The sequence below is a fragment of the Gottfriedia sp. NPDC056225 genome (genome assembly GCF_042267765.1).
Taxonomy (GTDB): domain Bacteria; phylum Bacillota; class Bacilli; order Bacillales; family Bacillaceae_G; genus Gottfriedia.
The window spans coordinates 1-17741 of record NZ_JBHJTJ010000037.1 but is presented as its reverse complement, the minus strand read 5'-3'; the positions used below and the strand labels follow the sequence as shown (position 1 = coordinate 17741).

The 17741-nt window shown below is 32.1% G+C and carries 12 protein-coding genes; 2 read left to right on the top strand and 10 right to left on the bottom strand.

Annotation, left to right across the window (positions count from 1 at the left end; genetic code table 11):
• Nucleotides 1-46 precede the first annotated feature (46 nt).
• Nucleotides 47-484 (top strand): VOC family protein, encoded by a 438-nt coding sequence (locus tag ACFCYN_RS19145; protein WP_375951063.1) that lies wholly within the window; start codon nucleotides 47-49, stop codon nucleotides 482-484.
• 454 nt (nucleotides 485-938) lie between these two features.
• Here ACFCYN_RS19145 and ACFCYN_RS19140 read toward each other — a convergent pair whose 3' ends face one another.
• From ACFCYN_RS19140 to ACFCYN_RS19125, 4 genes are all read right to left on the bottom strand, one after another.
• The gene (locus tag ACFCYN_RS19140; RefSeq protein ID WP_375951061.1) at nucleotides 939-4886 is read right to left on the bottom strand and encodes a S8 family serine peptidase; all 3948 of its coding nucleotides are present in this window, start codon (nucleotides 4884-4886) and stop codon (nucleotides 939-941) included.
• A gap of 485 nt (nucleotides 4887-5371) precedes the next feature.
• On the bottom strand, nucleotides 5372-5662 hold the full coding sequence (locus ACFCYN_RS19135) for an SAV0927 family protein (RefSeq protein WP_375951059.1): 291 nt from the start codon (nucleotides 5660-5662) through the stop codon (nucleotides 5372-5374).
• Between the two features lie 599 nt (nucleotides 5663-6261).
• Nucleotides 6262-7263: an HD-GYP domain-containing protein gene (locus ACFCYN_RS19130; protein WP_375951057.1), complete on the bottom strand. Its 1002-nt coding sequence runs from the start codon at nucleotides 7261-7263 to the stop codon at nucleotides 6262-6264.
• Between the two features lie 167 nt (nucleotides 7264-7430).
• Nucleotides 7431-7991, bottom strand: a complete 561-nt coding sequence (locus tag ACFCYN_RS19125) for a GNAT family N-acetyltransferase (RefSeq protein ID WP_375951055.1) — start codon at nucleotides 7989-7991, stop codon at nucleotides 7431-7433.
• Between the two features lie 343 nt (nucleotides 7992-8334).
• On the opposite strand from ACFCYN_RS19125, the gene ACFCYN_RS19120 reads away from it, so the two are divergent.
• A complete protein-coding gene (locus tag ACFCYN_RS19120; protein WP_375951053.1) occupies nucleotides 8335-9132 on the top strand; it encodes a formate/nitrite transporter family protein in 798 nt (265 codons plus the stop codon).
• A gap of 124 nt (nucleotides 9133-9256) precedes the next feature.
• Here the strand turns inward: ACFCYN_RS19120 and ACFCYN_RS19115 are convergent, their stop codons facing one another.
• The 6 genes from ACFCYN_RS19115 to ACFCYN_RS19090 form a co-directional block, all read right to left on the bottom strand.
• Complete coding sequence (locus tag ACFCYN_RS19115; protein WP_375951051.1) at nucleotides 9257-10492, bottom strand: MFS transporter; 1236 nt, start codon at nucleotides 10490-10492, stop codon at nucleotides 9257-9259.
• A gap of 151 nt (nucleotides 10493-10643) precedes the next feature.
• Complete coding sequence (locus ACFCYN_RS19110; protein ID WP_375951049.1) at nucleotides 10644-11117, bottom strand: MarR family transcriptional regulator; 474 nt, start codon at nucleotides 11115-11117, stop codon at nucleotides 10644-10646.
• A gap of 194 nt (nucleotides 11118-11311) precedes the next feature.
• Nucleotides 11312-12334, bottom strand: a complete 1023-nt coding sequence (locus ACFCYN_RS19105; RefSeq protein WP_375951047.1) for an NADH:flavin oxidoreductase/NADH oxidase — start codon at nucleotides 12332-12334, stop codon at nucleotides 11312-11314.
• Between the two features lie 202 nt (nucleotides 12335-12536).
• Nucleotides 12537-14171, bottom strand: a complete 1635-nt coding sequence (locus ACFCYN_RS19100; RefSeq protein WP_375951046.1) for a hypothetical protein — start codon at nucleotides 14169-14171, stop codon at nucleotides 12537-12539.
• A gap of 3 nt (nucleotides 14172-14174) precedes the next feature.
• Nucleotides 14175-14972, bottom strand: coding sequence for an ABC transporter ATP-binding protein (locus tag ACFCYN_RS19095; protein ID WP_375951044.1), 798 nt, complete (start codon nucleotides 14970-14972; stop codon nucleotides 14175-14177).
• Nucleotides 14973-15580: 608 nt separating this feature from the next.
• Complete coding sequence (locus ACFCYN_RS19090) at nucleotides 15581-17686, bottom strand: HelD family protein (RefSeq protein WP_375951042.1); 2106 nt, start codon at nucleotides 17684-17686, stop codon at nucleotides 15581-15583.
• Nucleotides 17687-17741 lie beyond the last annotated feature (55 nt).

The following is a 17741-nucleotide window of genomic DNA, read 5'->3' as shown; positions in this document are numbered from 1 at the left end:
TATACAAATACAAGTATGGAAATAACAAGAACTAGGAGGTATGAATATGAAAATTAATCGAATAGATCATGTGAGTATAAACGTAAATGACCTTTCAGAGGCCAAAGCGTTTTTTCTAGATTTAGGACTTGAAGTGCACGCGGAATGGGAATTGGAAGGTGAGCAGCTGGACAGAATAGTTGGGCTTAAAGGTGTTAAAACGGCATGTATAGGATTGGGCATGCCAGGTGCTCAGACATGGATCGAGCTAGTCAAATTTGTTACTCCAGCAGATGAAAGAGATCATCAGCAACCTTTTGCAAATACGCTGGGTATACGACATATTTGCTTTGCTGTCGAAGACCTTGAAGCTATTATTGCAAAATTAAAAGATAAGGGCACGGAAATCTTTAGTGAAATAGAGCAATATGAAGAAAGTTATAAATTATGCTATGTTCGTGGTCCAGAGGGAATTATTTTAGAGTTGGCGGAGAAACTCGGTTAAATATTAGATGGGTATTTTAAAGATTTCGTTCAAACAGTAATTTTAAATATAACAAGATAAAAAAAGAAAGCTTGGCAGCACCAAACTTTCTTTTTTTTATTCAAATATCAATACTATTTTCAAAAATACCTTTAAATTATAAAATAATTACTCTTCACTTGAAAAAGTGACAGTTAGTACCAAGCTATTTTCAATAGGTTAGCATATAAGTATGTATTGTAAAAACACTATTATTAAAAGACTAGACTAGCCAACGAATGACCATCCTATTTTTGCTTAATTTTACCAAATTCATTTATAAAACGTCTTTATTATTCGGAAAATTTCATTAAAACCTCCAACATTTATTTTCCTTTAAAAAAGTAAATTTTTATATAGGAAATAAAGCAAACAAAAAATCCTGTTACCCTAAAAAGGGTGAATCAGGATTTTTTTGTTTCAATCGATGGCTTTGTTATTTAACGATCGAATATTGTGTAACTTTAAATGAATCAACATTTATTAATTTGTTTGTTGCAGCACGAGATTTTGTTCCAGTAGCAACAATTTTAATCGTATGTGCTTTATTTGATAGACTTTGAGTATTAAATACATTTACTTTATATTTGCGGCATGATGAGTAAAGATCAATTTGTTTTACTTTTTTACCGTCAATATAGATGTCAGCTTTACCCATATTTTTATCTTTTAAAGCATATACTGTAACTCCTGTTCCAGTGAAATTGTATTGAAGAGATCCTTTAGATCCTTTTGTTTCATTAATCGTTCCACCAGAAGCATTTGTATATTTTAGTTTATTCCAAGTTCCAGTATATTTAACATTTTTATCTGTGTTTTCTACTGTTTTCGTTGTTTGAACCGAAACAGAAATACTATATTGTCCTGATCCTTTTAATGCAGTAGGAACGATATAATATTTTCCAGTTTTAGATGGTTTAAATACAATTTTTTCAGAAGAAGCTGAACTTGTTGATGTTTTCAATGCTTTTTTACCATAAATTGTTGTAGTACCAATATCGAATAATGAAAGATTAAAGTTAGTGTTAGTAGAACCAGTTAGGGCAATTTCATATGTTTTGCCTTTTTCTAGTGTTTTAGACCATACGTCGTTTAAATCTTTTGCATCTCTGTTTAATGTTCCTTTTGCTGTACCTGTTAATGGAAGACTACCTTTAATATCATCATCAACAACATAAGTTATAGCAGATGAGAAAGGTGACTCTGTTTTATCAGGTGTGTTGATTACCACTACATAGTTATAAGATTTTCCTGGTACTGCAGTCGTATCCGCAAAAGATGTTGTAGTAATAGGTGTTTTATTTAATTGTACATAATCAGTTTGTTTAGATTCTTTACGGTAAATGCTATATGATTCAGCTAATTTCGTTGCTGTCCATGAAATAACTGGACTTTTCTTAAAAGTATCATAAGAAGACTTCAATGAAATAGGGTTACTTTTAACAATAAATTTATCAAAATTGATCCCTGTAGCAGATTTTCTAGCAGCTGGGTCATTTTTACCAGTCCAAACAATTTTAATTGAGTGTGTACCGTAATTCGTAAAATCATATTTCAATAGACTTTGATTAGACTTTAATGTACTAGAATAAAGTGATGGTGAAGCAACCTTTTTACCGTCAATATAAACATCAGCAATACCTTGAGATGAATCTTTGAAGCCTTGCCATTCAACGCTATATCCTACAAATGAAAAACTAGCATCACCAACTGAATTAATCATTGCAGCCATTTCGTTTGGTTTTTTTGGATTAAATGAAGGCATCCATCCTCCATTGTAAGTGATTGCACTAGATTCAACATCATACGTTCCACCGAAATTACCAGTATAAAGCTTATATTTTCCTGAACCGCTGTAGTCGTACACATTCACAAAGTAAATACCTGTTTCAGGTGCTACAAAATTAATTGTTTCATTTGATGTTTTTTGATTTTCTGAGTAAGCAACCATGCCATTTTTATTATTTACAGTAGGTGTTTTTTCACCATACACATACAAATCGAAATCGCTTCCTGTTTGACCGTTTAAAGTGAAATTAATACCTTGTCCTTCTTTTAAAGCTACTGCATATACATCATTTTTATCAGTTTTTGAATTTAAACTACCATTTAATACACTTTTATCTAACGGAACTCCTGGTGTTTCATTATCATCGAATTTATCTAGATTTGATGTTTTTACAATGGTTTCCGTGCCGACAAGACCTTTTAAGGAATCAAGTTTCTTACCTTTTGCACTAGTGTATAACTTAAGCATCTCTGGAGACATGTTTGGATTTAATCCTAATAAAATAGCAGCTGCTCCAGTTGTATGAGGAGTTGCCATAGATGTCCCGCTATAATAATCATATGCTTGTGAATAATCTGAAACATATTTTGAATTGACAATTGTTTTTGGATCATTTGATTGTACAAAATCAGCCATATAGTACGGGAAATCAAATTTATTTACATCAAATTTTGTATCTTTATAGATTCCTTCAGTTAAACCTTCTACATTCAAACTAGGTCCCATATCAGAGTATACATTTAAATGTAACATATCTTTTACTAGTGAAGATTTCTCTTGCCCTGATAATGAGTTAACACCAGATAATAATAATTTACCGCCATTAGTTAAATAACCTTTTAACAGATCAGTATCAGTTTTTGTTAAAGTGCTGCCATCATCAGACATAAATCCAACAGCATTACCTGTAAACCAAACTACTGCATCATACGTTGATAAGTCGCTTGCGCTCATATAATCAGAAATTGACTCATCAGAGTTAATTGTAACTGTTTTTACAGAATTATATTTTGATAATAGAGTTTGATAGGTTGGTAAATAGTTTTTAAAGATTTTTGAAAGTTCTGGGTCGTCTGAGAAGAATTGACTCATATCATTTTCATCGTCTTGTACAAGTAAAATTTTCTTATTCGTATCCGTTAAATCTAAATAATTTAATGCTTTGTCAAATGCCCCTTGTCTTTCTGAATCAGATATTTTTTCATACCCAATACCATCAAAGATCGCCTTGTAATTATCACCAGTCGTTTGAGCTGATGCTCCTGCTTGATCAATTTTTAATGATTTTGTAAGTTCATCAAGTGGGTATTTAGGAACTGAACTGAAAACATCAACACCAGGTGCAGCTACATCAACAGAATCAGCGCCATAATTCGAGAAATCTGCTAATTTGCCTTTGTTATCAACTGCAGCTACTGATAAAATGTTTGAACTTTCAAAACTTGCAGGATATGCTCCGCCTTCATCGTTATCCCATCCGTCATTACCAGCTGCAGCTACGAATAAACTATTAGAATTCTCAATTGCTTCTTCAAGTAGTGGATCGTATTCATCACTACCCCAACTGTTATTCGTAATTTTTACACCCATATTTTTTGCATATTCAATTGCTTCGATCGCATCAGCTGATGTTCCACCAAAAGGACCAATGAATTTTAAAGGTAATATTTTTACGTTCGGAGCAACACCGACTACACCTTTGTTATCAGCTGTAGTTGCTCCTTCTAATGCAGCAGCAATTGTTCCGGATACATGAGTACCATGCTCGTCTCCATCAAGTGCATCATATACAGTGTTATCATCGTTATAAAAATCCCAACCATGGACATCATCAACATATCCATTATTGTCATCGTCTATCCCATTATTAGGAGTTTCCTTTGTATTTGTCCAAATTTTACCAGCTAAATCCGGATGGTTTATATCTACACCTGTATCGATAACACCAACAACAACTTCTGATAGCTTAGAACTATATTGATTCCAACCTTCAGGTGCATCTACGTCAATATCCGTTACTCCATTACTTCCATTTATTGTTTGACCAGTATTGTTAAGTCCCCATAACTGATCATAATAGTTAGGAGCATTATTTAAGTCAGAAGCAAAATATTTATAGTTAGGTTGGACAGATTCTACGTTCTGATCCTTTTTTAGTTTAGTTATGTATTCATTCGTACTTTCGCCAGAAGGTATTTTAACTAATTCTGCATTTAAAGACTTGAATTTCTTTGATGATTTTAATGAATATTTTTTCTGAAATGACGAGATTGCAGCCGTAGTCACATGCTTTTTATATTTAACAATTACTTCGCCTGTTTGGTAATTATGATTGATTTGAGATTGGTTATTTTTTAACTTTTCTCTTAATTTTGATTCGATTGCAGATTCAGACTTTTTAGCGTGTACTACTTTATTGCTCGCTTTCGCTACTTCCTTCATTTGGCTTTTTCTAAGACTTTTCCCAGAGTTTACCTGATTCGCCACTACCGAATTTGAACCCGTTAGTGAAGAAGCCTGAACTGTTCCAGCATAAATACTAGAAAATAACAGCATAGTCGTAACAGGTAAAGCTAAATAATTTTTTTTCTTCATTGTTGCGCCCCTTTTACCTATTTAATAGTAAAAAACTTAAGCAATTCTTTGAAAGTTTAAGGTTTGATTATATTTATCTATGAAATTAATTCGAATTAATTTCATTTTTTTATATCAACCTCTTAAACTATCATATCATTTACCTCCTTTCCTTTGGAATTATTTTCTAGTGAACATTTGTAAATTCCTTTTAAATCCGCCAAAAATAGAACTTTTGAATTTGAAATTTTATATATTTGGAAATTTTTCACACGGAAATACCTACCTTCTTGAAATTGAAACAGGAATAAAGAACTACTAAAAAACATTCAAAAACGGAATACTTTTATTTCAGTACTTTAATTTTTAATTAATATAAATTAAAGAGTAGCGTTTAAAGTCGTAAATTTTTTTAGTGTGAAACATTTTTCCATAGATTCTTCTATTAAATATGTATTTTTTTATTACATAAAAAGAGTCTCCGAAAAAATCGGAGACTCTTACTTCTAATATTGATCACTAAACAATTTTTGGTCCAAGATTGAATGGAAAAACAGCTCAAGTTCTGAGATGTCTTCGGTTGCAATTCCAAGTTTTTGATCCCAATGTTCTGGGTGGTCGATATCTTCTCTACAAAGTAAGACCATTCTTCCACTTTGGATCGAGACTACCATTGCTTTCCCGAGAAATTTTTCTGAAAAGATAATTGCAAAGTCGTAGCGATGGCTACCTGCAGCTATACAATAATAATGAATATTTTGGTTTTCATGTTCTTCTGATAAAATATAGAAATTCATCCCTACCACTCCTCTTTTTTCACTATAATTTTCCTTTGGACATCCTACAAATAAATAAATTATCGAAATTAGAAAAGAGAGTATAAAAACTTCCTTTACTTACTAATTAGATAATAATTGCCAAAATCCCTTTATTTTTATTGTTAAAATTTTGTAATATCTTGAAAATATTGTCGTAAACTCTCGAAACACAGCAATAAAATGATTTGTTAAATCCTTATTTTTTTATTTGTATACAGAGAGAAAGTGTAACATTTATGGGCTCTTTATTTTAGAATTATAGAAAATAATTCAAAGAATGAGTAATTGAAATAAAGGTGGACGTGCAAATAAGGGCGTTGATCGAACGATTAAAATATCGAAAAGCGCTAATAAGAACTCAAATACTACTATAAAAGTCAAAGTGAAAAATCTACAATAATAAAAAATGAAAAAATTAAATCTAATTTAAAAACGCAGCTAAGATAACTCGCATAATACTTCAAAATAAATTTAAATCAACTCTTTTTAAATTAAAGACGGAAATGAATCAGTTCAGTTGTCCATCAAAAAAAACGGCTAATTATTTTAAAATCAGCCGTTTCTTGATATCAAATTATTTAATGTCCGATCAATAAGTTTCTTCTTACATTTTCATCGATTTGTTTTGTTAAGATATTTGGACCTTCTCTTTGTAAAATTTTCAAGAAAGTGTCAGCAATATCTGAATCAAATTGTAAGTTTTTATTGATCGTTATTTCATTTATTACCGAGTCAAAGTTTAGCTTATTTCGATAAACTCGATTTGAAGTCATTGCATCGAATGTATCAGCAATTGCTGTGATTTTGGCAACGATTGGAATTTCTTCCCCACTAAGGCCGAATGGATAGCCTTTCCCATCAACTCGCTCATGGTGATACAATACCATATCTAATACTCCATTTTCGATAAAAGAAGTAATGTGGGCCATTGTTTTGTAGCCAATTATTGGATGATCTTTAATTACCTCAAATTCTTCTTTTGTTAAACGACCGTTTTTAAATAGAATATGTTCTGGAATACCAATCTTACCAATATCGTGAAGCAAACCACCAATATATAATGCTCGACACTGCTTTTCTGTAAAATTCATTTCCCTAGCAATTAAAAGAGAATATCTTGCTACATTTTCAGAATGATTTCTTGTATATGGATCTTTTGATTCAAGCGTTTTAGCTAAAGAGATAATCACATCTAACTTTTTTTTATTTGTTTTCAAATAGTTTTTTACCAGTTCAACAGATAAAAGTGTTCCAATTGAAAACACAAAGAACAAAATAATAAAATTTTGTACATTTAAGATTGAATCTGTAAAATACAATCGAACAAATATGATAACAGATAGGTTGAGAAACAAAAAAGATTTAGGCTTTTTCCAAAATCCTAGACCTAAAAGAATCGACTCAACATGGTAAAGTGGATATAATTCTATGTGAGTTAATCCATATACAAAATAATTTAGCAAAGGTACTAAAATTAAACTTACAAAATATGCATAACGAAAAAGCAAAGTATTATCTAATGATATTTTAAATTTACTACCCATACTACCACTTGTTTGATTCAAATTATATTTCTTCATTTCGAAAAAATCCTTTATATGCAATATTTAAAATTCGAATCTCTTTATTATTATTTGTTTCCTTCTACATGATTTTTATCAATTAAACATATTTAATAACAACAATTATAAGTATTTGTTCATCAAAAAAAGATAAACAGATAAACTGCCTATCTTTTAAAAGTATTTTAACTATGTGCAATCTTTTCCGCAAACTCTTCCTCTAAAATTGCCAAGCAAACATGGTCATACCACTGATCTCTAATTTTTAAATTTTTTCGATAGTAGCCCTCCTTTACAAATCCAACTTTTTCAAGTACTCGTAAAGAAGCTAAGTTTTCTGGATTAACTTCTGAAGTTACACGGTGAAATTTCAATTCTACAAAAGCAATTTTTAGAGCTGCTTTTAAAGCTTTTGTCATATATCCTTGACCATTAAATTTTTCTCCAATATGATAGCCTACCATGCAACTTTGTTTAGGACCTCTTGTAACAAAAATAAACTGAACTTCTCCTATTAAAGTAGTAGCATCATTATCTTTTACAAAAATGGCAAAATCGTAGCGAGCATCTTCTGCACTTTTTTCCATAAACTCTTTGATCGTATTTAATTGTCCTTCTACTGTATAGAAGTCGTCTTTTCTTAACGTAGGTGACCATTTTTCAAAATGATCTTTATTTTCTTGATGAAGCTCAAGCTTTGCTTCTACATCTTCAAATGTATATGGTCTTACAATAACCTCTTTCAAACTAACTCCCCCAATATGATCGTTTCTATTTATAAAAAGCTTTTTCCAATTAGTTTCAAATCCTATTACTATTAAAAAAGAAATAAAGAAACACTCGAATACTTGTTACTAGCGGAAAATTCTTAATAATTAAATTATACTATAAAAATATACAAAAGTACGAAATTGAGCGCTCATTTTATAAAATCCAAACCTTTGCTAATCTAAATCAATACTCTCTGTTTTTGTGAAGAACACCGAGAATAATTCCAAACTTGTTTATAGAGATTATTAGATTCTTATTCAAACTAACAATTTCGTATATTTCTTTATCTTTAACCTCAAATTAATAAGGGGTGATTAGATGGAAATTAAACCATTATTAGAAGTTGAAAAATTGGCCTTAAAGAAATTAAAAATATTTGAACAAAGTCATTTACGCTATGTATTAAGAAGTATGCTTGCAAGTATGTTTATTGGTTTTGGTGTAATGGTAGCATTCAAAACAGGTAATGGGTTTTTCTTAGCAAATTCCCCTGTTGCTTATCCAATTGCAGCATTGACCTTTGGTTCTGCAATTGTTTTGATTTGGTACGGTGGAGGAGACCTATTTACTGGAAATACGTTTTATTATACGTACGCTGCATTACGGGATAAAATGAAGTGGCCCAAAGTTTTTGAACTTCTAATATACAGTTATATCGGAAACGTTTTAGGTGCCTGTTTATTTGCATTTATCATTTATACTACTGGACTATTTGACGCACCCGACTCAAGCGCGTTTCTACTATCAGTTGTTGAACATAAAATTGATAATTCCATTTTTCATTTGTTTGCTAGAGGTATCTTATGTAATTGGCTTGTGTGCCTTGCTTTTTTTATCCCCATGGCTTTTGGAGAGACGGAAAATGGAACAAAAATAACAGCTATGATGTTATTCGTATTTTGTTTCTTTATGTCTGGTTATGAGCATAGCATTGCAAATATGTGTTCTTTTGCGATTGCACTTGTAATTCATCACCCTAATACGATTTCCGTAACTGGAATTCTTCATAATCTAATTCCAGTTACAATTGGAAATCTTATCGGTGGAGAATTTATGATGGCGGTAATGTATTTTTACGCAAACAAACCATTTTTTAATGAATTAGATTCAAAATAAGATTGTTCATTAATAAATATTTTTTACTTATGTCTATAATCTTCAAACTAATTAAAAAGGATTTTGAAACGAATTCGATCCGTTTCAAAATCCTTTTTGTTCGAAAATTTTTTCAAGGCATAATTTATCCTTTTATAAACGGTACCTTATACAAAACTGGTATTGCTGCTGAAATAAGAATGACTCCCATTATAGCAGGAGCGGCATGACCAAGTGAGACATAGATTTGACCTCCAATGATTGGACCAATTATTCTCGCTAATGATTGAATTGATTGGCTACCTCCTTGAATTCTTCCTTGTTCACTTGAGTCGACAGATTTGGATAGCATTCCATTAAATGAAGGACCAAAGATCGAATCTCCAAAACTAAAGATAACCATTCCAATGATAAATAGAGGATAAAATGTAAATATAGCTGCAGCTGCAAAAAGAATATAACCTAAAACTTCCGAAACCATTCCAAGAATTGTTATTTGTACATCACTAAACTTCCTTAACAGTTTAGGCATAATAAATCCTTGTGAAATAATGTCTTGCACACCCAAAATCGAAAACATAAGTCCGATAGCTGCAGGTTCCCAGTTGAAAGTATCCATTGAGAATTGTGAAAATACTGACTGCAATGATCCATTAGGTATCCAAAGTAAAAATGCTGAAACAAGAAGTCTACTTAAATTTTTTATAGAAAGTACGTTAACAAGTTGTGTAAAAGGATTCAATCTTCCAAATGTAATCTTTTTCAGTCTATTCTTCTTGTTTAGACTCTCAGGCATATAAAAGAATCCAAAGACAAAATTTAATAAAGTAATAATTGCACCAAAATACATCGGTACCAAATAGCCAAACTTGGCAAGTAATCCACCTAATGTTGGTCCAATAGCAACTCCCACTCCTGAAACTGCACTGACCCACCCAAAATATTTAGTGCGGTGTTCCCTTGGTGTAATATCTGCAAAATAGGCAAAAATCGTGCTTATGCTTCCACCTGTTATCCCTTCTATTATGCGTCCAGCAAAAAGTACCCAAAGAGCTCCTCCAATCCCAAAAACAAAGTATCCAATTGCTGAACCTAAAAGGCATACTAAAAGTAATGGACGGCGACCATATCTGTCACTTAACGCTCCAAGTGCTGGGGCTACAAAAAACACGCAGATTGCATAAACGGAAGTTAGCATCGTAACATAAATAGCTTGATCTTCTGGATTACTCACATATGGCTTTATTAAGAATGGGACGACAGGTGCAATAATGCTGAACCCTAATCCGCATAGAAATACTGACATAAGTCCGAATAGTAAAGCTTTTTTATCTACTGTTTGTTTTATTTTCATTTCATCGTGTGATTTAGATTTGAACATCAAGTTCTCCCTTCAAGAATCGTATTTTAGTTTCCTCGGAAACATATTCATCATATCGACATTTTGTTTCCTCGTCAACAAAAAACAAAATAAAAAAAACAGCCCTTTCAATTAAGCTGGCTGCCTTTGTTTCCATTATTTTATTGTTACTTTATTCTGATTTAAGATCTATACCTTGTTTCTTTATTTCCGTATCCAAATGTACATTATATTTTTTTATAAAATGAAGCATGCTATCATATTGTTCCTCGGTTACTTGCTCAAATACTACTTTATCTCGTTCACGAAATTCTTGATGTAGTTCAGCATGGACTTTGTCAATTTCTTTACCTTGCTCTGTAAGCCTAAAATAGATTTCTTTCTTATTTTCAGGCTTCTGGTAGTTTTCAATAAGTCCTTTTTGCATCAGTTTTTTAGTAATTTTTGTTATGGCACCTCTTGTCATATATAAAGACTCCGCAAGTTTTGTTACGTTTGGATCAACAATTCTACCAATTGATTCGATACAATGTACTTCTGAAGATTTATGACCATTCAGACCGACTTCCATCTTAACCTTATTAAGCCAAGCCATTTTGTTATATAGTTCCCTGAAACCCATTAATACCTGCTCTTCTTTGTTCATAGCCAGTCCGCTCACCACCCGTCTGTTCTTTACCTATATTATAGTAAATATTGTATAGATTTCAAAAATCTATTTGTTTAGGAATTGAATTATTATACAAATGAACGCTATTTTTTCCAAACAACGAAAAAACGACAAGCAGGGCAAGTATCAATATACTTGCCCCATGACTAAAAAATTTATCTACTTTTTAATTAATAAGCTCTTTCATATGGCTTAGGAGTAAGAGGTTTTCCGTCAAGTATTATTGAAGCATTATTTGCCCAATAAGGATTACTTAACATTCCACGACCTACAGCAATTAAATCAGCTTCTTGATTACCAAGAACAGTTTCTGCAACGTTAACATCATCTAATTTCCCGACTGCAATGACAGGAACATCCACTTCTAGTTTTATATGTTCAGCCAATTTAACTTGGTAACCAGGATGAGACCCAGGTCTTCCTCCAGAACCAATTGGACCTTCACCACCAGAAGAAATATGGAAAATATCCACACCAGCATCACGGAATGCCTTAGCCATTTCAGTTGAATAATCGAGGTCATAGCCTCCATCTACATATTCTACTGCAGATACTCGCATAATCAGTGGCATATCTTCTGGCATTACGCTTTTTACAGCTTTGATGACTTCTTTCCCAAATAAAAACTTATCTTCACCGTATTCATCTGATCTATGGTTTGTATATGCAGAAGCAAATTGGTGGATTAAATATCCGTGTGCTCCGTGAAGTTCAATCGTATCCACACCAGCAAGTACTGCACGCTCAACACCTTTTTTGAACTTTTCTACCATTTCTTTAACTTCATTAGTCGTTAACTCATGTGGAGTTTTTGAATTCTCATTAAAAGCGATTGGTGATGATGATACTGGATTTTGCGCATCCTCAGCTTTACGGCCCGCATGAGCAATCTGAATCGCTACTTTTGCACCATATTTATGACACTCATCAATAATTCGCTTAAAAGCAGAAATATGCTCATCGCTCCAAATTCCTAAGCAATAATCTGTAATACGACCTCGGTCTTCAACATTTGTCATTTCTATAATAATTAAACCCGTCCCCCCAATTGCACGGCTAGTATAATGAACAAAATGCCAATCAGTTGGAATTCCATCCTTCAAATGAACTGAATATTGACACATAGGTGGCATTACAACTCGATTTTTTAATTCTAATCCTTTGTATTTAAACGGTTTGAATAAATTCGACATAGTCAACTTCCCTTCATAAACATTCTAATAAGTGTACACTCCCATAATATCCCACTCTTGTATAAAGTACTAATTAACTGCTTAGTAGTCATCCCTAGTAAAATTTCCAGCATGTTCCCTCAATAAGTCCATAAATTAAAAAAGTAGAAAGCATTTGCTTTCTACTTTTTATTATGAAGTAATTATCCCACATTTTTTTATTTCAATACTTCCAAATCGTTTTATATGCTTGCTTCCATGAAATGAAAGTTACAATAATTAAGACTAGTAAGTAAATAAATACACCAAATGGAATAAATGTTACGCCATAATGAATTAAAGCTAAAATTCCACCAATTATCATTGCAATAAAAATTTTAATTCCAGAATTTGCTTGAGCATCATCAAACGATTCAGAAAATGGCAGTGTTCCTTTAAGATAATTTGAACAGATTACTGTATACAATATTGAACTGACAAATACAACCAATAAATGTGGTATGATTTTAATACCAAAAATACCAATAAAAATTAAACTTAAAACAATATATACAGGAAAATATAGATTCGCAATAAATGCTTTTAAAGTTGCGCTATATAATGGAGCTAGATTTGTTACTGGTGCAGTTTTATAAATCCATGCTCCTTTATATTTACCAGAATACTTTAACATTGAGATTGCATTAGGAATAATTAAACAAGACATATAGATTGTTAAATAACTTTTACCTGATGCCAAATGATGATATGAAGACAATTGTAATTGATTAAATAAAAAAACGAACGGTAGAACAATTGATAATCCTAAGGATGGGTATACCTTTAAACGGAATTCCCGTTCATTTCGCATCATTAGATCTGCAAATCTAAAGAAAACCCTCTCTTCATTACTTCTACAAATTACACTAGACAGCCAATTTTTCCATTTGTTTTCCTTTTTCTTGACGATGCCACTATTATTTGTTAATTTTTGAAGATTTTTTTCAAACGAAGGCATCATTGCGTTATACACTCCGATTGCAATAATAGGAATTATGATTGCCAATAAGGAAAAACAAGTAAGATAGATACTCGAGTGGCGATTTAATATTAGCTCAAAGGGAGCACCAAACCAAATAGGTGGGATTAGAAATTGCCACCAACTTGGAGAAAATTTAATATCTAAATTAACTAAGCTAAAAGCTCTACCAACGAGCTGATATCCAACTAAAATTGAGATTGATAGGCCAATTTGAACGTAATTAATTATATCCTTTAGTTTTTCACCATCAAAAAATCGTAATATAAAATAATAAATAATCGAAGTTAAGACAACGATAAATAAATTGAGTAGAATAAGTTCAAAAATTGCCATTATTAAAAACAAAAATCCATGCTTAAATGTACCAATAACTATTGGCAAAGCAGTTAGGGATGCAGTTATTAATAGCAAGTAAATTGATATATGTACAGTTTTTGCAGCAGTAACCGTCTTTTTTGCAATAGGTTTCGTATGGAGAATCCCTTTGTCTTTAATATCAAGTAAAACATTCGAAAAGTCGGAAATCATCGATGTCATCACGAGAAACATAACGATTCCGAAAAAAGCACTCATACTAAAGATGTAGCTTTTTCTAAAAATCACTAAAGGAATGAGCATAAGACTTAGTAACACATACATACCTAAGGATTTTATTATGCCATTATCTTCATCCTTATGTTTTTTCTTGTTGTTTTGATTAAAAATTGTCGGTGTCCTCCGGCTATCCATTGTTAATTTTACATTTAAGATTTTCCGCATGATTGGATACTCGACACCAAATAATTCAAATATAGGTCGGAATAAATCTAAGATTTTTAACATCGGGAAGTCTTTCACTTTTTACCCCCCTTTTACGATGGAAACAAATTCCTCAGCTAATGCTTGGTGCTCATTGAATCCTGTGAGCTGATTAAAAATTTGTTCCAACGATCCTTCTACATTTTGTTCCTTTAATTCTTTAAAACTACCATCCGCTACAATTTTACCGTCATTGATTAATATAATTCGGTTACTAATCTTCTCAACAACATCCATAATATGTGAAGAGTAAAAAATAGTTTTTCCATGAGCTGCTAGAATATCTAGTATTTCTTTAAATACCATTACGCTGTTTGCATCAAGTCCACTGAGTGGCTCATCTAAAAACAAAAGGTCTGGATTATGGATTAAACTAGAAATAATCAGGACTTTTTGCCTCATTCCTTTTGAAAAAGAAGCGATTCGTGATAAATAAACTTCCTCCAAGCCAAAGACCTTCATTAATTTTTCAGCCTTTTCATCCGCCTCATTAAATTCCATTCCATATAATTCACCAATAAAAGTTAAATACTCTCTAGCCGTAAGATTATCATATAGCTCAGCAATTTCAGGTACATAGCCAATCTTCTTTTTATATTCCACACTTTGAACAGTGACCTCTTCGCCAAAAATTTCGACTCTACCAGAATAATCCCCTTCTAGACCCAATAATATTTTAATAGTCGTACTCTTACCAGCTCCATTCGGTCCAATATAGCCGATAATTTGTCCACGATTTACGGTTAAATCAATCCCTTTTAAAACTGATTTTGCTCCATAATCCTTTCTCAAATCCCTTAAACATAATACAACTTCTTCATTTGCTTCGATGATCGTCACCCACTTTTTAGTTATTATCTTAATATTAATAGACTAATATTCAAGTTGAAATGAGTAAGAAATACCAAATTTAAGGCTTATTTGGAAAATTATGTAAGAACTATGAACTGGAGTTTAATTTCCAAAAGTATAAATCTAAGGTTTTATCGATTTTCGAATAATTAATTTGGACAGCATTAACTGAACATAATATGACCCTAAATAAGAGCCGCCACTTTTATATCCATAATCATAACCGCTGAACTTCTATCCTATGTTTTTGTCGTTCGACTTTCTTTCTTTATCTGTAGGTTAATCAAGTATCACATTTCTTTTTTGTAATAGATATATCGTACGTTTTATTGAGAAGTAGCTGATTTTTCTCATTTGTTTGCTCGAATCAGATAGAATAAAAGCAAATTTGATTTTTTCATTGAAATGAACTGAAATAGTATCCATTTAGACTGATATACCTTGTCGGGTTTGGTGATTTTATATTTTTATTGCGATTCTCCTTTTTTAATTGCGATTACCCAATTTCTTTACAAAAAAAGAGCCCCCTAATGCTTAAGGGGGCCTCATTATATAAACAATTGAAAACCGTTCTCCAATAACAAAGAACTTTGGCGTTATTCTGATGCACTAATATTCTCAAGAAGCGGAGACTTATTTCCTGAGTAGAATACTAATAAATTGTGAAGTGCACGGGTACAACCTACATAAAGCAATTTAGCGTTCTGTTTAGACTCTTCGTAATGCAGATCATCTACGTCGACAAGGAGAACGGCATCAAATTCTAGTCCTTTTGAAAGATAAACTGGTACTACAGAAATACCGCCTTCGTATTTTCTCTGTTTAGCATGAATAAAGGTCGCCTCTTGTCCTGCGTCCGATAAGGCTTTATGCAATATTGCACACTCATCCTCGGTACGCCCGATAATTGCAATCGTATCCATATTATCTTTTTGCAAAAGTTCAATTGATTTGATTATTTTTTGAATGCGATTTGTTTGATTAACTTCTATTATTTTTACTTTTTCACCACTACGAAATACTGGATTAGCTAGACTAACAGGTATGTTGGCCTTATTAATAATTTCGTTAGCAAAGTGAATGATTTCCATTGTAGAGCGGTAGCTTCGATTTAATTCGTAATATTTTACTTCTTTCTCTTCAAAAACATCTAAAAATTCATCCCATGTATTGATGCCTTGGTATTCGTGGATAGCTTGAGATAAATCCCCCAAAATGGTAAATGAATTTCCTATAGTTAATTGCCTTAATAAGGCTATTTGAAAAGCTGAGAAATCTTGTGCTTCGTCTACAATTACATGATGAAATTTTTGCTTTGACTCAATTCCAAAAAGCCGATTATGTATATAGACAAGAGGAGCTAAATCTTCTTGGTCCATTTCTTTCTTTTTACAACTCAAAGAAGTCGTTTTAATAATATCTTTTGGTATTTCATCTACTTGTGATGTATTTGTAAATAGTGTTTTATAGAAAGAAAGTGCTGTATGCTTTGGCCATTGCTTCATATAAGTATTTAAATATTGAGTTGCTTTTTTCTTTTTCTCTTTTTTTATGTTCGTCTCTTCAATATACTTTAATTCATTATCAATCCATTGCTTAAGCCTTGCTATAATACGCTCTCTTCGTTTAGCAAGTGGATAATGCTTGTATTCAATGTTAAACCAATTTTTTAGTGTTTCTTTATCAATCAATTTATTTTTCCATGGTTTAAAATCACTATCAGGAACAGCTGAGGCTTCGTAATCATCCATGCAACGATCAATAAAATTCATAAAATGGGTTGAGCCTTTCCATTTCCCTGGAGTAGTATCATTGATTTCAAGGCGATCAGCACCAATTGCGAACCACTTTTTTTGATTTTCGGATGAATCCTTAAGTTTTACTTCATAGTCGAGAATAGTTAATGCCCAATCTGAAAAGGTTGTTTGTTGAATCCCTCCTACTCCTAACTCTGGCAGTACGTTTGAAATATAATCAAGAAACATATTGTTTGGTGCAAAAATAATCATTTTATCGGCCTTTAATGTTTCACGGTATTGATAAATCAAAAATGCAAGTCGATGAAGAGCGACAGTAGTTTTTCCACTTCCTGCAACCCCTTGTATGACTAAAGGTGTATTTTTAGATGAACGTATTATATCATTTTGTTCAGATTGAATAGTAGAAACAATATCCTTTAAACGATTATCTTTGTTTTCGCTTAAACGATAAAGAAGAAAATCATCAGTAACTGATAAATCTTGATTTCCTTTAACATATGTATCTACAACGCGTTGGAGATTTTTTTTGCGGATTACGATGTTTCGTTTTAAATAGATTATGCCTTCGATAATACCTTCAGGAGATTCATAATAAGCCAGATCATCTCCACCTGTAAACGAATAAAACATACTGGCAATAGGAGCACGCCAATCGATTACCATTGGATTTTCTGTCGCTTGGTCCGATACGCCTACTTTTCCAATATAAATCGGTAATGCATCCTTTTGCTCTTCTTCAAAATCCATTCTACCAAAATATGGTTCATTTTTAGCTAAACGAAGATTTCTTCGATTGTTTTCTCGAATTCCTTCAAGTACTTGCTCAGTTACGTCACTACCAGAATAAACCGGAATCCCTTCAAGCTTTGTTAGCTGCCGCTCCATTTCATCTAAAATTGTGTTTAAGTATTGAAGTTCTTCTTCGAATTGTTGTGTAGACATTTTTCAAACCTCCTTATATGTAACTAAATAGCCGAATTTTCAGACGGAAAAATAT

What these genes read in the sequence shown, in the direction of transcription:
- ACFCYN_RS19145 (WP_375951063.1), top strand. Translation starts at nt 47, where the DNA reads ATGAAAATTAATCGAATAGATCATGTGAGTATAAACGTAAATGACCTT.
- ACFCYN_RS19140 (WP_375951061.1), bottom strand. Translation starts at nt 4,886, where the DNA reads ATGAAGAAAAAAAATTATTTAGCTTTACCTGTTACGACTATGCTGTTA.
- ACFCYN_RS19135 (WP_375951059.1), bottom strand. Translation starts at nt 5,662, where the DNA reads ATGAATTTCTATATTTTATCAGAAGAACATGAAAACCAAAATATTCAT.
- ACFCYN_RS19130 (WP_375951057.1), bottom strand. Translation starts at nt 7,263, where the DNA reads ATGAAGAAATATAATTTGAATCAAACAAGTGGTAGTATGGGTAGTAAA.
- ACFCYN_RS19120 (WP_375951053.1), top strand. Translation starts at nt 8,335, where the DNA reads ATGGAAATTAAACCATTATTAGAAGTTGAAAAATTGGCCTTAAAGAAA.
- ACFCYN_RS19115 (WP_375951051.1), bottom strand. Translation starts at nt 10,492, where the DNA reads ATGTTCAAATCTAAATCACACGATGAAATGAAAATAAAACAAACAGTA.
- ACFCYN_RS19110 (WP_375951049.1), bottom strand. Translation starts at nt 11,117, where the DNA reads ATGAACAAAGAAGAGCAGGTATTAATGGGTTTCAGGGAACTATATAAC.
- ACFCYN_RS19105 (WP_375951047.1), bottom strand. Translation starts at nt 12,334, where the DNA reads ATGTCGAATTTATTCAAACCGTTTAAATACAAAGGATTAGAATTAAAA.
- ACFCYN_RS19090 (WP_375951042.1), bottom strand. Translation starts at nt 17,686, where the DNA reads ATGTCTACACAACAATTCGAAGAAGAACTTCAATACTTAAACACAATT.